Genomic DNA, 15205 nt, shown 5'->3' with positions numbered 1-15205 from the left:
ATTATACGCTAAAGCACAACAAAGGGAAACGTTTGAGTTTTATCGTTGGGAATGAAAGTGCGGTTAAAACTAAGCTGATTTTTTGATATGGTGTAACAGTTGTGTGCAAAATAAACATATTTATCTTATACTAGCAACGTTTTGTACTAAATAAAGGATGATTTATGGCAACCCAATCCAACTACCGCTACACCCTTGATTCCAGCGATAAATACCCTTTTGATGTAGTGAGTTTTCAGTTAACCGAAGGGCTTTCCGAGCCCTTTCGTTTAGAGCTGAGGTTATCCAGTTTTGACCCGAATATTCCCTTTTCGGCATTGATGGATAAACCGGTTACGTTTACGTTTTGGCAGGGAGATAAAGCGGTACGCTATGTGAACGGGATTGTCACGGGATTCGGATTGGGTAAAACGGGCTTTGTGCGCACGCATTATAATATGGTAGTCGAGCCGGCATTAGTGCGGGCGGGGTTGCAATCGGACAGCCGTATTTTCCAACATCAAAACAGCGAAAAAATCATCCGCACGTTGTTGCAAAAAAATCGGGTGGAAAAAGTCACCGTTGAACCGTTACAGTCGGATTGGGAACGGGAATATTGCGTACAATATCGGGAAACGGATGTCGCCTTTATTGAACGCTTGGCGGCGGAAGAAGGTTGGTATTATTATTTCAAACATGATGCCGACAGCCACGAATTATGTTTTGCCCATCAAAGTCGGTCTTCGCCCATTTTAGGCACCTTGACCTATAACGCCAACCCGGCAGGCGAGCGCCCTTTTGCCAGTCTTTGGCAGTTTGAATACCGCCACAGACTGACCACAAACCGGCAAACTTTACGTGATTACACCTTCTTAAATCCTAACTACAACCTAGAACATCAACATACCGCCCAACCTGCTGCCTCAAGGGATTCTTCCTCACCTCAATCGCCTAAAAGTGCGGTCAATTCGCCGAGTGTTTATGAACACTACGATTACCCCGGCCGATACAAACGGGATGAACAAGGCAACCCCTTTAGCCGTTATCGGCTGGAAGCCGAACTGGCGCAGTCAGAAACGGCACAGGCCACGGGAGATGATATGCGCGTCATCCCCGGTTATGGTTTTCGCCTCGAAGGACACCACTCAGCGGCATTCAACCAAGAATGGTTAGTAGTACGTGTCGAACATAGGGGAAGCCAAATCGGTGTGTTAGAGGAAGAAGCGATAGAATGGGCAACGGTTGAAGACGAACCCTCAAAAAGTGGCAACCATTACGAAAACACCCTATTCCTCATCCCTCATCACAAACCTTGGCGCAGCCCGCCAAAACCCCGCCCGATTATTCGTGGCACCCAAGTGGCGCATGTGGTCGGCCCTGAAGGCGAAGAAATCTACTGTGACGAATGGGGACGGGTTAAACTACAATTCCCGTGGGACAGACGGAGCAACGGAGACGAACACAGCTCTTGCTGGATACGGGTGATTCAAGGCTGGGCGGGTGCGCAATACGGTAATATGATGATACCGCGAATCGGCGATGAAGTGCTGGTTAAATACCTCAACGGCGACCCGGACCAACCGATAGTCACCGGCAGAACCTATCACAGTACCACCGAACCGCCCTATCTTCTCCCCAAACATAAAACCCGCACCACCATTAAATCCAAAACCCATAAAGGCAATGGCTTTAACGAACTGCGTTTTGAAGATGAAAACGGACAAGAAGAAGTCTTTCTTCACGCCGAAAAAGACCTCAACCACATTGTCAAACACGACGAAACCACCCAAGTGGGGTATAACCGCACCGAACAAGTGAACCGAAATGAAACCGTCCACATCGGCAACAACCGCACGGAAACGGTCAATCAAGACGAAGCCCTCACCATTAACCGCGACCAAATCAAAACTATCGGCCGCAACCGTATCACCAAAGTGGAACAAGACGACCTCCTCAACATTAATAATAACCGTTATGTCAATGTGCATGGCGACACCATCATCCACGTCGGCAATGAACTCAACATCGACATTGCCCAAAACGGCAGTTGGCAGGCAGACGAACTGTTTGAGCAAATCTGCGAGCAATTTGACTTGGAGGGTTACGAAACCGTAGCAATCAGCGGTCCGGGCGGTTCGATAGTTATCAACCGAGAGGGAATTGAGCTGATTGGGAATGTGTATATTGAGGGGGAGCTTTGTCAGGAGGGAGGAGAAGCAGAGAACGTTGAGTATATTGATTCTTCTATTAATGATGAACAAAAGAATAAATATATCGTTGAACTACATTGGTCTTATAGTAAAGAGCATAAAAAATTAAATGATAAATCTAGACATTACACCGATTTGAATCTGCATATACTGACTTACAATTATTCTGAAGGTGAAGTTGTTAATGTCGAACTTGAATATGAAACAAATCTTGGAGTTAAGACAAAAACTATTTCAGGCGTAGTAAATGAATATGGGGAAGCCTTAATTTTAAATGTATTCAAAGATGAAATGATTTTAACAAATGGAGATGAGAATGAAGAAGATTAAGGTGAAAGCAGGTGATAAAGAATCTACATTAAAAATTAATCGTCCATCTTGGAACGATATGTTTAGTAATTATAAAACAATAGAAAGCTCTAAATTTTATTCAATCGTCTCTTCTCAGTGGGATAAAAATGCTAAATCAGAAGACCCAGAGACTCGAGTTGCATGGGAAAATACTTGTGCAGGTAGAATGTCTTATGCTCTAAATCATAGTGGATTTATTCTTCCTAAAAATCCTAAAGGTGCATTTATAGGTGAAGAGGATGGTTATAGCCATTGGTTTAGGGTGAAAGAATTAAGAGAATATCTAAAGAAAAGTTTTGGAAAGGGAGATGTGGAATATTCTTTACCTGCTTTTAAATATGATAAAAATACAGGTATAGATATAAACGAGAAAGTTAAGAAAATAAAGGGAAAAGTTGATGAACGGATTAACCTTGTTCAAAATAATGTTTTAGAAAAAATTAACGGAAAAAAGGGGATCGTTGTTTTCGAGGTTTCAGGTTGGAGTAATGCTTCCGGGCATTTTACTTTATGGGATGGAGAAAATTTGCTATATGCTCCGGGTCATGATGTTGAATCAGCTTATGAGTATTATATAAATGGGTTTATTTATAGTTATTACTTTTGGTTTGTTCAGGAAACTAATAGTAAAATTTTTCAAACAAATAAAATAATATTTTGGGAGTTAAAATGAAAAAAATTATTTTTTTGCTTTTATTATCTAGTTATTGTGTTGCTCAAGAAAACGATTCTTTGAAAGCTAAAGATTTTATGTTGAGATATTGCCTATCTCTTAATTACGCTAAGATTGATAAGAATAATGTAATGATTAATGATTATTCTGCACTCTCTGAAGAATATTCTCCTGATGATTGGGATAGAATTATAAAATTTACTAAGAATAATGTGAGTGAGTTTTATAAAGATAAAGTATATTTGCTCCGTGATAACGGAAAGACTGAGGAAAATAATAACATTTTTACTCAATGTATGAAGTTTTATCATTCTGATAAATTGAGAAAGTTCATTAGAAAATATCAATATTAAATTAAAAGTAGCTATCACTAGATAGCTACTTTTTTGTATAGTTTCCCTTTTCGGCACAAATCCTGCGTACCTATGACCAACCGGATGTCGAAGACATTATGAAAGTCTATTTAAAAAATATTAAACAGACTACCAGTTATCTTTACACCGAAAATCAATATTTTCGTTTTCCACCGTTAGTACGGGAATTTATCGCCCACTGGGAAAAACTGAAAAGTGGCGGACGGGCTGAAGGGCCGATACACTGGTTCACCGTAACGAATTCTTCCGATGAAGGCATTGGCAAGGGCACGTACACCACCAATGAAATGTTTAAATTATTGGGCAAACAAGAGGTGATGCCGGGGGGGGCGAGAGCGATTAAACGTCAAGAGCTGGAACTGGAATTAGGCAAACGCAAAGTTAATCAAGCGATTTTGTATAATAAGGCAAGGCAAATGCCTACCCCGGAGGGAAAAGCAGCGGCGCAGGCGGAGTATCAAGCCAACGAACAAGCAATTCAATGTCTTGAAAAAGAGCTTGCCGATATCAAAGCTAAACAGCGAGAGGCGGAGAAAAAACAAGGGGAACAGAACGACAAAAACCAAAATAACCAATAGGCAAATCTCATTGAAAATCAAGAATTAAGCCAAGAAGAAACCAACCTCACCAAAGAATTAGGCTATGAAATCAGCGATACGCCGGGCATTAAAGCGCATATTTGCACCTTAATGCCAAAAGATGAGCAGGGTAAATACGTGCATAGTTACAAAGACAGCAAAGGCAACGAGATACCGGCGGAAGTCTATGTACATTCCAAGGTCACTATTATGGACGATGTGTTTACTGTCATCAGCTCGGCAAACCTAAACACACGGAGTATGCAGGTGGATACGGAGCTAGGCATTATTATGGAATGTGGCGAAGTAGCGGAAGGGTTACGCAAACGCTTATGGGATTTGCACACCAATAAAAACAGCGAGGCGAATCCGGATAATCTGCATGATTATGCGGTGGCGGTGAAAGCATTTTATCAATGGGGAGAATTAATTGAAAGAAATAAGAGATCGCAAAAAGATGGAACTTCTCCGGAATGTGCATTACGGGAATTTTATCGGGCGGATCCAACAGTGAGCAAGAGTGACTAATGATGAGAATCTTAACCTATATAATTCTAGCCCTTGTGGCATTAGTCGGGATTGGTATTGGCATAGTCGATCATTTTATATCCAACACCCATCTCACATTTGGCGGAGCGCCGGGGAATCCGCGTTCAAAAGGTATTACACAAGAAGAGAAACAAAAAATGAATCAGAATACAATGGAACAATTACAGGCAAGTCTAGCGTTCGTTTGCAAACACGAAGAAAAAACCGAGCTCTCGGCGGAAACCCAACAACTGTATAACTATGCGTTGTACCACGACCTGCACAATATGTGGACAGGCAAACGGGGCGATGCGGTATGGAACGGATTAGCCCGTTATTACCGCATTGCAGCACTAAACGGCGATTATAAAGCCAACATCCGCTTGCAATATCTACTCAAAAGCGGACGCATTAGTGCCGATATGCCGCAAACGGAGGTGCATAATCTCAATGAAGAATTAGCAAAACAGCTACCTGCCACCGCTTATTACAATCTGTACGGTTATTTAGATGTGGGATACGGGGTACGTACCGAAAAAGACGGCAAGTATGCTTACTTAAGAAAAGCGGCGGATTTAGGGAGTCGTGAGGCACAATATGTTGTTTCCGAAATCTTAGGTGATATTAATGATGAAGAAACCTTGCAAATGCGTTTGAAATTGATAGAACAGTTACTTTCTTGTGCCTCTGAACAAGGGTTAGGGAAAGCTTCGGATTCCTTAGGGATAGGATTTCAGTTGGATAAAGAATATCAAAAAGCACTGGAAGTATTTCATCAAGGGGTTAAAAATGGCAGTTCATCTTCTGCAAGTACCTTGGTAGAAGCATTTAGCGGAAAACAAAAAGAAGGGGGGATGGATTTTCTAAATTTATCAGAGGATCTAGAGCGCGCTAGACGTTATGACATGATTTGGAAATATTTAGCCTATAAAGACTATCTCCAACCCAAAGTCCCCGACCTAGATGATATTGTGCCATTGCCGCCTGCCCCCTTGCCGGAATGGGATGGCAAAATTGCCTTTCAGCGTTGGTATGAAGGCGATGCCCCGCCTAAACCGAGTGAAGCCCTGATGTTAAAACTGGCAAATCAGGCAGGTGTTCGAGTGGATAATGGGTTAGATTTAGAAACGGGTCTGCCGAAAAAATAACGGAAAAATTAACCGCACTTTTAGACTGAACAATTTAAAAGTGCGGTTGTTTTTTAGTATGTTTTTGAGGATAGAAAGAACAATAAGCAGTGGGGAAAGGGTTCTGTTGAGAGCTGAGACCAATTTAACGGCACAACGTTTAGCCGTGAATATTATGTGGTCAGGGGATGATATGCGCGTCATCCCCGGTTATGGTTTTTGCCTCGAGGGACACGACACCCCGGCATTCAACCAAGAGTGGTTGGTGGTGCGTGTAGCGCATAGAGGCAGCCAAATTGGCGTATTGGAAGAAGATTCGGTGGAAAGAGGAATGATTGAAGATGAAACCTCAGAAAACGGCAACCATTACGGCTTGATGAAGAAATTGCAAAACACAAAAGAGCGGTACAGGAAGCTGAAGATAAAATGAAAAAACATGAGGAAATTCCCGAACCGGAAGAAAATCGCCAATTTACCCAAAAACTAGGCTATGAACTGGACGACACGCCGGGGATTAAAGCGCATATTTGTACTCTTGTGGCGGATAATGCGTGGCAAGAAGTCTATGTGCATTCCAAGGTCACCATTATTGATGACGTATTCACCGTTATCAGTTCGGCAAACTTAAATACGCGCAGTATGGAAAAAGATACGGAATTGGGTATTATTTTGGAGGCGGGCGAGGTGGCGTGTGATTTACGCAAACAATTATGGGGGTTACATACCAAGCAAAATGCCGCCGCCAATCCGGAGGGTATGCATGATTATGAGGTTGCAAAAAAAGCTTTCAGAGAATGGGGAAAATTAATGAACGATAATAGAGAAACAAAAATTAAAGGGTTAAAACCTCTTTACCCACTACGCCAATTTTTTAGAGCCAATCCTAAAGTAAGTCGAGCTGATTAATGAAAAAATGTTTAAAAATTTTATTGATACTGGTGATAGCGGTAATCGTTGGCTTATTTTGCCTGTACCGTTATCTGGAATGTAACCCGATACCGATAACCCTGGGCGGCGGGCCTTCCGGTCCGCGTCCGGAGCGTTGCTATGTCAAACAAAAAGAACAACAGAGGAAAACAAACATGGCAAAATTAACACAACTGGCTGCCTTAGAATTTACTTGCCAAAAAGAAGCGCGACCGCCTCTCTCAGAAGAAACCCAGCAATTATATAACTATGCTCTTTATCACGACCTGCATAATATGTGGGAGGGAGACAAAGGCGATGACGTGTGGAACGGGCTGGCACGTTATTACCGCATTGCCGCCGCCAACGGCGATTATAAAGCCAATGTACGATTGCAATATCTGTTACAAAGCAGACGGATTAGCAGCGATATGCCGCAGACGGAAGTGCATAATCTTAATGAAGAACTGGTAAAACAACTGCCCGCTACCGCCTATTATAATCTGTACGGCTATTTAGATATTGGCTATGGGGTACGTACCGAAAAAGACGGTCAATATGCTTATTTAAGAAAGGTGGCGGATTTAGGCAGTCGGGAAGCGCAGTATGTGATAGCGGAAATGTTGGCAAATATAGAAGATAAAGAGGAAACTCAAGAAGCCTTTAAATATCGTTTAAAACTTGTAGAGCAATTCTGGGGGTGTGCATCGGAGCAAGGGTTAGGTGAAGCGTCAGGAAATTTGGCAGCATTTTTTAAACTTAATAAAAGATATAATGAGGCGTTGAAGGTCTCACATCAAGGCGTTAAAAACGGTGACACTATATCAGCATTAGTACTCTCCCATGCTTTTGAAAAAGGAATACAAGCAGATAATCTTAATTTTCTTGATGTTTCTCCTGATGAAGAACGCTCAAGAAGATATGAAATCATCACTAACTATTTAGATGATAATAATTATCTCCACCCCAAAGTCCCCGACTTAGACGATATTGTACCATTGCCGCCTGCCCCTTTGCCGGAATGGGATGGCAAAATTGCCTTTCAGCGTTGGTATGAAGGCGATGCCCCGCCCAAACCGAGTGAGGCATTAATGATGAAACTGGCAAATCAGGCAGAGGTTAGAGTAGATAATGGATTGGATTTAGAAACGGGTTTACCGAAGAAACCAAAAAAATAACGGAAAAATGACTCATAACTTACTGAGTTGATTTATTCACTATTACAGAACCGTTGGCAAAGCCAATGTTCAAAATCCTTCGGATTTTGTGACCGCACTTTAGACGTGAAAGTGCGGTTTTATTTGACTATGTTGTTCTAATCGGATTATAGAATGAAAAAATGTTTAAAGTTTTATTGGCGCTTAGCATAGTAAATAGAGCGGTTGAGCTTTGTAACAGTAGCGTTGAAATCATGATGTCTCTTGCTTTGGTATTGCCTGTTATTGAACCTCCGTGCTATTTTATCGCTCTTTTTTTCCAATTTATGCGTTCTAATAGCGCTTTTTTCACTTGTGGAATGACATTATCCCAGTTCGGTATTGGCATATTGCAACGAAAGATTTGTATGTTCGGATACCATATTGAATCTATCTGTTTGCTTCCCCAACGCCAATCACCAATATAAGGCAGCATTAATAAACTCGGTATGCCCATTGCGCCAGCAGCGTGAACCACGGAGGTATCGACGGCAACTAAACAATCAATATGGCTCAATGCCGCCGCCGTATCGGAGAAATCATTAAAATCTTTAGCAAGATGCACTATGTTATATTTTTCTAATAATTGAATTTCCTGCTCGTTACAGGCTTTTTGCATACAATACCAGTCGATCCCCTCTATTTTAAAGAGGGTTTCAATATAATTTAGATCGTGAATTGAGCGGAATCTATCATTTTCGTGAGTCGGATCGCCACGCCAAACGATGCCGACTTTCAGATTTACACTATCGGAAAACACCGTCTCTGCTTTTTGTCGTTTTCTTGGTTCGGCAAAAAGATAAGGTTGGTGTTTTGGTAAATGTTGAAAGGGAATAGGGATATGAGCCAAAATTTCGTGCGGATATGCCCAATAATCAAATTCGCATAATGTTTGCTCAATTTGATCAGAGGCAATCACTTGATCAATATACGGATGGCTTTTCAGGAGGGAAACGATAGGTTTTTGTACAATCCAGAGTGTTTTCGCCCCTTGTAATTTCAAATAATAGGCTAATTGGGCAAACATTATTTCATCGCCTAACCCAAATTCTGTCCAAATCACAATAGTTTTGCTCGATAAATTTTCTCCTTTCCAGCGCTTTTCGTAATCTTTTTCTTGCGGTGGTGTTGATGTGCGACGAAGATGAGAATTTCTCATTACCCACTCTCTTTGAACAAATCCGGCTTGATAATCGCCTCGTAGTAATGTGTGCAAGCTCGCATAAATTTTGCTCATATGTGTTAATGTACGATCAACATAATTTTGCCAATAATCCGATACGACAAACTCCATATCATACTGAGCAAATAATTTATTTCTCAATAAATTAGCAGAGGCAAGATGCGGATTCGCCCATTCCAGCTTTTCCAATAGAGGGTACAAGGTTTTTAATGGTTCTTTTTCTTCTAATTTATCAGTAATTTGAGTGTAAATTTCGGTAAAATCCGTTGAACGTTTAACAAAAATCCATATTTCCGGGTTATGATTTTCCACAAAGAACAATTGTTCAGGAAAAAGTGCGGTTAACATTTCCGGTGTTTTTTCTTGAATTTTTTCTAGCAATAATAAACCATTATTTTGTAGCACTCTTGACCAGCAAAGCAGATTTTCTTTGGAATAAGATAAATCTGCATCAACAAAAACGGCAGAAAACGTTTCTTGTTCGGCGTATTGGAGCTTATCTTTTGTTCCTAATTTGCGGTGCCAAACCATAATTTCTAAGCTATCAAGATAAGTTTGGTTAAAATGCTTCATCAGCGAATCGGAACAGAGTTGAAGGGCAGAATTTGATGTAGTCATTTGTAGATTACGTGGTTAATGTTTAGTTTATATGGCGAACATTTCAATACAAATTTCAAACGGCAAAAGTATAATTAAAATATTGTGAATAATATAATATCTTATTGATTTTATAGAGAAATATCATTTTTTGGCTTTTTAGTAAATTGCCACTTATTCTAAATTCAAATAAAAAAATTTCAAGAAGTTTAGTTGTACCGGTCAAAAATATAGACGTTAAAAAGCGGAATATAAAAGACAAATAAAACCAAAAGCAAACAGAAAATTATTACAACAAAGCTTATCTCTATTAATGATCATACAAAAATAAACCAAGCAAACGGAGTAAGAGCATCGAAAAGTGCTCTACTGCGTCTTTTAATAAACTTCTTATTATTTAAACAGGGAATAACCCGCTATGCTTTGCATTGAAACTCTCTGAAAAAATCCGCCTCCTTTATCATAAAGACGGTTTTCTCAGCGGTAACTTGTTGAAAAACTTTGGTTCAGTCATATTCGTTTTTATGTATTTCTACATAATACCGTGATATTTCACCGCGCTTGGCAAACGGATTAATGCCAATCAACACCGGTAAAGGCATTATAAACAGCCCAAATAAATAGCAGTGTAATAATGGCTATGACACATTTTTCCCTTTTGTTCAGATTGAAATTTTTTCCTTGATGTTGATAGCGGGAATATAAAAATAATCCAATTCCCGGCACATAGAGCAATACGGAAAGTAGCAAATAATCCAACCCTGCGGCGTATAAAATCCACAAACCGTAAAGCGATGCCATCAAGCCTGTGAGTTTAATGTACCAAGGGGCATTTTGTTGAATGGCAAGTTTAAACAAATAGGCACCAATTAAAAAATAAGGCACGAGGATCATTGAAGTGGAGATCAATAATAGTGCGTTATAACTTTTTCCAGTCAGTAAAACTAATAGTAAACAAAGTTGTACGACAAATCCGGTAAACCAAAGGGAGTTGATTGGTGTGTTGTTTTCATTGAGTTTGTCGAAGATTTTCGGGAATGCGCCGTTTTTTGCTCCACGATAAGGTACTTCGGCAGAGAACATCGTCCAACTAATGTAAGAAGCGAGTACCGAGACAATTAAACAGGCGGTAATGATGATTTTTCCGCTACTCCCGATCATATGTTCAAGCAAGCCTGACATAGAGGGATTTGACATTGCAGCGATAGTTTCACGGGGTAAAATTCCTAAGGAAAGCACGGTGATTGCCACATATAAGGCAAGGGCGATGACAATCCCCAATACAGTGGCAAGCCCGACATCCGTACGTTTTTTGGCATGCGCCGATAATACCGCAGCGCCTTCCACGCCGGTAAACACCCACAGGGTGATTAACATGGTGTTTTTTACTTGATCGGAGACATGATTATTTAACGCGGTCGCTTTTACATCATGGTTAAATATTTCAGGGTTGAAGAAGCATAGGGCGAGTATGATAAACAAGAACAGCGGAAAAACTTTTACAAAAGTCGCGATCAGGTTTACTGTCGCCGCTTCTTTTACTCCTTTGGCAATTAAAATATGCACAAGCCAGACAACGATTGAAGAACCAATAAACGAAGCGATAGTATTTCCTTGTCCAAAAATGACCGCACTTTCGCTATCGGTGAATGTACCCAATCCCTCAAAGGCAACCACTAAATAACCCACAATCCCGATAGTGGCGCATAGCCAATAACCCCAAGCAGACATAAATCCCATCAGTTCACCAAAACCTTCGCGTGCATAGGTGTAAATACCGCCGTCTAATTCGGGGCGAAGTCGGGAAATGAAAAAGAACGAAAGACCAAGAAAAATAATTCCTATGCCCGTAATTGTCCAACCGATAATAAGGGCTTCAGAGCCGGCAACTTCCGCCATATTTTGCGGTAGGCTAAAAATACCCGAGCCAATCATTGAACTTAAAACTAATGCGGTTAGCGAAAGTAAACCAATTTTTTTATTTGACATATTATTTCCTAAAACAGCTTTCCGAAAAAATAAGATAATCAACAGGATAAAATGCTTTTCACAAGTTGTTGTAAGGTCGGCACGACTTCTTGTTCAAACCATGAATTTTTCTTTAACCAAAGTTGATTACGCGGTGAAGGATGGACTAAGGGTAAAAAGTGCGGTAGAAATTCACGATAGTTTTTTACTGTTTCCGTCACGTTTAAGGTATTTTGCGGTAAATAGTATTTTTGCGCATATTGTCCGATTAAGAGTGTGAGCTGAATATTTGGTAAAGTGGCTAGAATTTGCGGATGCCATTTCTGCGCAAAGCCTTGACGAGGCGGTAAATCCCCTGATTTGCCTTTGCCCGGATAATAAAAATCCATTGGAATGACGGCAAACAGCTCCGAGTTATAGAAGGTGTCACGATCGACATTGAGCCATTCACGTAAGCGATCACCGCTTTGATCATTCCAATAAAGACGAGTTTGCTCCGCTTTTACGCCGGGCGCCTGACCGACAATATTAATTCGCGCGGTAGAGGGGGCGGCAAACAGCGGTTCGATATGACGTTCTGTGAATGATTTATTTTGAGGATCGGCAATAATTGCGGCTTTAATTTGATTGATCGTTTGCATAATTTATCTCGTTTCTATTCATTGATGGAGAAGATAGGTTATTGATCGCCTAGCCAAATTTTTCAGCTAACGCCTTAATATGCTCCGGCCCGATTCCGCAACAGCCGCCAATAATGGTCGCTCCGCTTTCAACCCATTTTTCCGCCCACATCAGATATTGTTGCGGATTAAGATCTTCTCGGATTTCATCCAGCCCGTCATTTGCGGTAGCATTTTTCGGTTGTGGAGGAAAAGCATTGGCATAAGCACCGAAACGAATCGTGGTGATATGGTGTTTTTTTAAGGTTTCCTGCGTGATGAGTAACGCCTGTTGAATGACTTCAGGTTGGCAACAGTTGAACAAAATTGCCGCTACGCCTAATTCGATCATTTTTTCGACCGTACTTTGCACCGTTTCACCGGAACGTAGGCGAGGGATATCAGTCGGTTCGTCGTCTTGTAAGGTAAAAGAAACCCAAAACGGGCGTGTATCTTTAGGCAATAGAGGTTTGATCGCTTGGGGTTCGGTAGCGGAACTTTGGGTTTCGCACAGCCAAAAATCCACATAAGGCGAAAGCCCGTCAATGATCGGTTGTGCAACTTCTTGTACGCGGTTCGGCTGATATAAATCGAAACGGTAAGAACCGAATAATGGCGGAATTGATCCTGCTATTTTGATAGGAGAAACGCCCGAATTTTTTACCGCACTTTTTGCCAAACGGCCGGCTAAATCCGCCAAACTTTTGCCATCGCTATGGAAACGTTGTTCACCAATATGAAAGGGGACGACGGCATAGCTATTTGTTGTAATCACTTGAGCGCCGCTTTTAATGAAATCTTCATGCACAAGTTGAACGGCGGAAGGCTGTTGATACAATGCAAGGGCAGACCATTCGGGCTGTTGAAAAGGCGCCTTACGGCGTGCTAGCTCACGCCCCATTCCTCCGTCTAGAATGATGATGTTTGACATGTTGCTCTCCTAAAATTTGCTAAAAAAAGACCGCACTTTAGGTGTGCGGTCGTGTTTGATTCAATTTATACATTGAAGCGGAAGTGCATCACATCGCCGTCTTGTACGATGTAATCTTTCCCCTCTAAACGCCATTTGCCGGCTTCTTTTGCGCCGTTTTCACCTTTGTATTGAATAAAATCTTCATAAGCAATAACTTCCGCACGGATAAAACCTTTCTCAAAATCGGTATGGATCACGGCGGCGGCTTTTGGTGCGGTTGCGCCTACGGAAACCGTCCATGCTCGTACTTCTTTTACACCGGCGGTGAAGTAGGTTTGAAGATTTAATAGGGCGTATCCTGCACGAATCACACGGTTCAAGCCGGGTTCTTCAATGCCTAAATCTTGTAAAAACTCTGTTTTTTCTTCCTCTTCCAATTCCGCAATTTCCGCTTCAATGGCGGCACATACCGGCACAACCACAGACCCCTCTTTTTCAGCAAATTCGCGGACTTTATCAAGGTATGGGTTATTTTCAAAACCGTCTTCATTGACGTTCGCGATATACATAGTGGGTTTGAGGGTTAAGAAATTATAGCTTTTAATCGCAAGCAACTCTTCTTTATCAAGAGGAACGGAGCGAATCATCCCCGCTTCAGAAAGGACAGGAAGGATTTTTTCCATTACTGAAAGTTCAAATTTCGCTTCTTTGTCGCCGCCTTTTGCACGTTTTTGTAAACGCTGAATGGCTCGTTCGCAACTATCTAAATCGGCAAGCGCAAGTTCGGTATTGATGGTTTCAATATCGTTTAACGGATCAATTTTTCCGGCAACGTGTACAATATCGTCATTTTCAAAACAGCGAACAACATGCCCAATCGCATCGGTTTCACGAATGTTTGCTAAGAATTTATTACCCAAGCCTTCGCCTTTGCTTGCGCCGGCGACTAATCCTGCAATATCCACAAACTCCATCGTCGTTGGCAGAACCCGTTCAGGTTTGACTATTTCCGCAAGGGCATCGAGGCGGGGATCCGGCATTGGGACAACGCCTGTGTTTGGTTCAATCGTACAGAACGGATAATTTGCCGCTTCAATACCTGCTTTAGTGAGCGCATTAAAAAGGGTGGATTTCCCTACGTTTGGTAAGCCCACGATACCACATTTAAATCCCATATTTTTTCCTTATATTGAGTCAAAAAAGTTGCGAAAATGACCGCACTTTTAAATTTTAAAACTGTTTAAGCGATTAGTCGCCTTTACTATGCCGTCTTTAAAAATCATTTCCACGCAATCGGTGGCTTCATCTAGGGCTTTTTCAAGCGCGTTACGCTCTGTCGGAGACGGTTTATTAAGCACATAACCGGCAACCAAATCACGATGTCCCGGATGTCCAATGCCAAGGCGTAAACGGTAAAAATTGTTACTATTTCCTAACTGCGCCACAATATCTTTCAAGCCGTTATGTCCGCCGTGTCCGCCGCCTTGTTTGAGTTTTGCGACACCGGGCGGGAGATCCAGTTCATCATGAATCACAAGAATTTCTTCAGGTTTGATTCGATAGAATCCCGCCAGTGTGCCTACGGATTTACCACTTAAATTCATAAAAGTGGTCGGTATAAGTAAGCGGACTTCTTTTCCATTCACCAAAGTGCGGGCGGTTTTACCGAAGAATTTATTGTCGGGGTTAAGCGTAGTATTGAAACGATGCGCTAAACGTTCTACCAACCATTCACCGGCATTATGGCGTGTCTCGGTATATTTATCCCCGGGATTACCAAGTCCAACGATGAGTTTAATTTCAGACATATTGCATAATGATGTTAAAAATAGTGGCGTATTGTAGCGAAATGTAGGTAAATTCTCAATCTATAACGCGAGAACAAGATCGCCTGCCCAAATTAATACATTTCCTTATTTTATCGTTAAAACTGACCGCACTTTTCCGCTATAATAGCCGAAAA

15 protein-coding genes are annotated in these 15205 nt (G+C 41.4%); 9 read left to right on the top strand and 6 right to left on the bottom strand.

Annotated elements, in window-relative coordinates:
• The first annotated feature begins 164 nt into the window (after positions 1-164).
• The 9 genes from FEE42_RS03775 (at position 165) to FEE42_RS03740 (ending at position 7904) form a co-directional block, all read left to right on the top strand.
• A complete protein-coding gene (locus FEE42_RS03775) occupies positions 165-2519 on the top strand; it encodes a type VI secretion system Vgr family protein (protein ID WP_164027753.1) in 2355 nt (784 codons plus the stop codon).
• Complete coding sequence (locus FEE42_RS03770) at positions 2506-3213, top strand: T6SS effector amidase Tae4 family protein (protein WP_059368026.1); 708 nt, start codon at positions 2506-2508, stop codon at positions 3211-3213. Before FEE42_RS03775 ends, FEE42_RS03770 begins: the two co-directional genes overlap by 14 nt.
• Entirely contained in the window at positions 3210-3566 is a 357-nt protein-coding gene (locus tag FEE42_RS03765) for a hypothetical protein (protein WP_059368025.1), read from the top strand. The genes FEE42_RS03770 and FEE42_RS03765 overlap by 4 nt, the downstream gene beginning before the upstream one ends.
• Before the next feature lie 98 nt (positions 3567-3664).
• Positions 3665-4165, top strand: a complete 501-nt coding sequence (locus tag FEE42_RS12815; protein WP_237184474.1) for a hypothetical protein — start codon at positions 3665-3667, stop codon at positions 4163-4165.
• 111 nt (positions 4166-4276) lie between these two features.
• Positions 4277-4693, top strand: a complete 417-nt coding sequence (locus tag FEE42_RS12810) for a phospholipase D-like domain-containing protein (RefSeq protein WP_237184473.1) — start codon at positions 4277-4279, stop codon at positions 4691-4693.
• Positions 4693-5841: a DUF6396 domain-containing protein gene (locus tag FEE42_RS03755; protein ID WP_418067203.1), complete on the top strand. Its 1149-nt coding sequence runs from the start codon at positions 4693-4695 to the stop codon at positions 5839-5841. Before FEE42_RS12810 ends, FEE42_RS03755 begins: the two co-directional genes overlap by 1 nt.
• Positions 5842-5947: 106 nt before the next feature.
• Positions 5948-6250: a hypothetical protein gene (locus FEE42_RS12595; protein WP_167514391.1), complete on the top strand. Its 303-nt coding sequence runs from the start codon at positions 5948-5950 to the stop codon at positions 6248-6250.
• Positions 6247-6726: a phospholipase D-like domain-containing protein gene (locus tag FEE42_RS03745; protein WP_164027752.1), complete on the top strand. Its 480-nt coding sequence runs from the start codon at positions 6247-6249 to the stop codon at positions 6724-6726. Before FEE42_RS12595 ends, FEE42_RS03745 begins: the two co-directional genes overlap by 4 nt.
• A complete protein-coding gene (locus FEE42_RS03740) occupies positions 6726-7904 on the top strand; it encodes a DUF6396 domain-containing protein (RefSeq protein WP_164027751.1) in 1179 nt (392 codons plus the stop codon). Before FEE42_RS03745 ends, FEE42_RS03740 begins: the two co-directional genes overlap by 1 nt.
• Positions 7905-8181: 277 nt before the next feature.
• Here FEE42_RS03740 and FEE42_RS03735 read toward each other — a convergent pair whose 3' ends face one another.
• From FEE42_RS03735 to pth, 6 genes are all read right to left on the bottom strand, one after another.
• The gene (locus FEE42_RS03735) at positions 8182-9723 is read right to left on the bottom strand and encodes a glycosyltransferase family protein (protein ID WP_069029744.1); all 1542 of its coding nucleotides are present in this window, start codon (positions 9721-9723) and stop codon (positions 8182-8184) included.
• 552 nt (positions 9724-10275) lie between these two features.
• Positions 10276-11691, bottom strand: coding sequence for a basic amino acid/polyamine antiporter (locus FEE42_RS03730; protein WP_164027750.1), 1416 nt, complete (start codon positions 11689-11691; stop codon positions 10276-10278).
• Positions 11692-11729: 38 nt separating this feature from the next.
• Positions 11730-12311 carry a uracil-DNA glycosylase family protein gene (locus FEE42_RS03725; protein WP_059365555.1) on the bottom strand — a complete coding sequence of 194 codons (582 nt, stop codon included), beginning with the start codon at positions 12309-12311 and terminating at the stop codon, positions 11730-11732.
• Between the two features lie 49 nt (positions 12312-12360).
• Positions 12361-13260, bottom strand: coding sequence for a homocysteine S-methyltransferase family protein (locus FEE42_RS03720; RefSeq protein ID WP_164027749.1), 900 nt, complete (start codon positions 13258-13260; stop codon positions 12361-12363).
• A 65-nt stretch (positions 13261-13325) separates the two neighbouring features.
• A complete protein-coding gene (gene ychF, locus FEE42_RS03715) occupies positions 13326-14417 on the bottom strand; it encodes a redox-regulated ATPase YchF (protein ID WP_164027748.1) in 1092 nt (363 codons plus the stop codon).
• A gap of 48 nt (positions 14418-14465) precedes the next feature.
• Entirely contained in the window at positions 14466-15050 is a 585-nt protein-coding gene (pth, locus tag FEE42_RS03710; RefSeq protein WP_164027747.1) for an aminoacyl-tRNA hydrolase, read from the bottom strand.
• Positions 15051-15205: the final 155 nt, after the last annotated feature.

The organism is Rodentibacter caecimuris, assembly GCF_010587025.1.
Classification (GTDB): domain Bacteria; phylum Pseudomonadota; class Gammaproteobacteria; order Enterobacterales; family Pasteurellaceae; genus Rodentibacter; species Rodentibacter caecimuris.
Note: the sequence above shows the minus strand (reverse complement) of the source record. Positions and strands in the feature narration are given on the sequence as shown.

Bases quoted from the DNA above. Each gene is read 5' to 3' on its own strand.
- FEE42_RS12810 (WP_237184473.1), top strand. From the start codon at position 4,277: ATGCCAAAAGATGAGCAGGGTAAATACGTGCATAGTTACAAAGACAGC.
- FEE42_RS03755 (WP_418067203.1), top strand. From the start codon at position 4,693: ATGATGAGAATCTTAACCTATATAATTCTAGCCCTTGTGGCATTAGTC.
- FEE42_RS03745 (WP_164027752.1), top strand. From the start codon at position 6,247: ATGAAAAAACATGAGGAAATTCCCGAACCGGAAGAAAATCGCCAATTT.
- FEE42_RS03720 (WP_164027749.1), bottom strand. From the start codon at position 13,260: ATGTCAAACATCATCATTCTAGACGGAGGAATGGGGCGTGAGCTAGCA.
- FEE42_RS03770 (WP_059368026.1), top strand. From the start codon at position 2,506: ATGAAGAAGATTAAGGTGAAAGCAGGTGATAAAGAATCTACATTAAAA.
- FEE42_RS03725 (WP_059365555.1), bottom strand. From the start codon at position 12,311: ATGCAAACGATCAATCAAATTAAAGCCGCAATTATTGCCGATCCTCAA.
- FEE42_RS03775 (WP_164027753.1), top strand. From the start codon at position 165: ATGGCAACCCAATCCAACTACCGCTACACCCTTGATTCCAGCGATAAA.
- FEE42_RS12815 (WP_237184474.1), top strand. From the start codon at position 3,665: ATGAAAGTCTATTTAAAAAATATTAAACAGACTACCAGTTATCTTTAC.
- FEE42_RS03740 (WP_164027751.1), top strand. From the start codon at position 6,726: ATGAAAAAATGTTTAAAAATTTTATTGATACTGGTGATAGCGGTAATC.
- FEE42_RS03765 (WP_059368025.1), top strand. From the start codon at position 3,210: ATGAAAAAAATTATTTTTTTGCTTTTATTATCTAGTTATTGTGTTGCT.
- FEE42_RS03735 (WP_069029744.1), bottom strand. From the start codon at position 9,723: ATGACTACATCAAATTCTGCCCTTCAACTCTGTTCCGATTCGCTGATG.
- ychF (WP_164027748.1), bottom strand. From the start codon at position 14,417: ATGGGATTTAAATGTGGTATCGTGGGCTTACCAAACGTAGGGAAATCC.
- pth (WP_164027747.1), bottom strand. From the start codon at position 15,050: ATGTCTGAAATTAAACTCATCGTTGGACTTGGTAATCCCGGGGATAAA.
- FEE42_RS03730 (WP_164027750.1), bottom strand. From the start codon at position 11,691: ATGTCAAATAAAAAAATTGGTTTACTTTCGCTAACCGCATTAGTTTTA.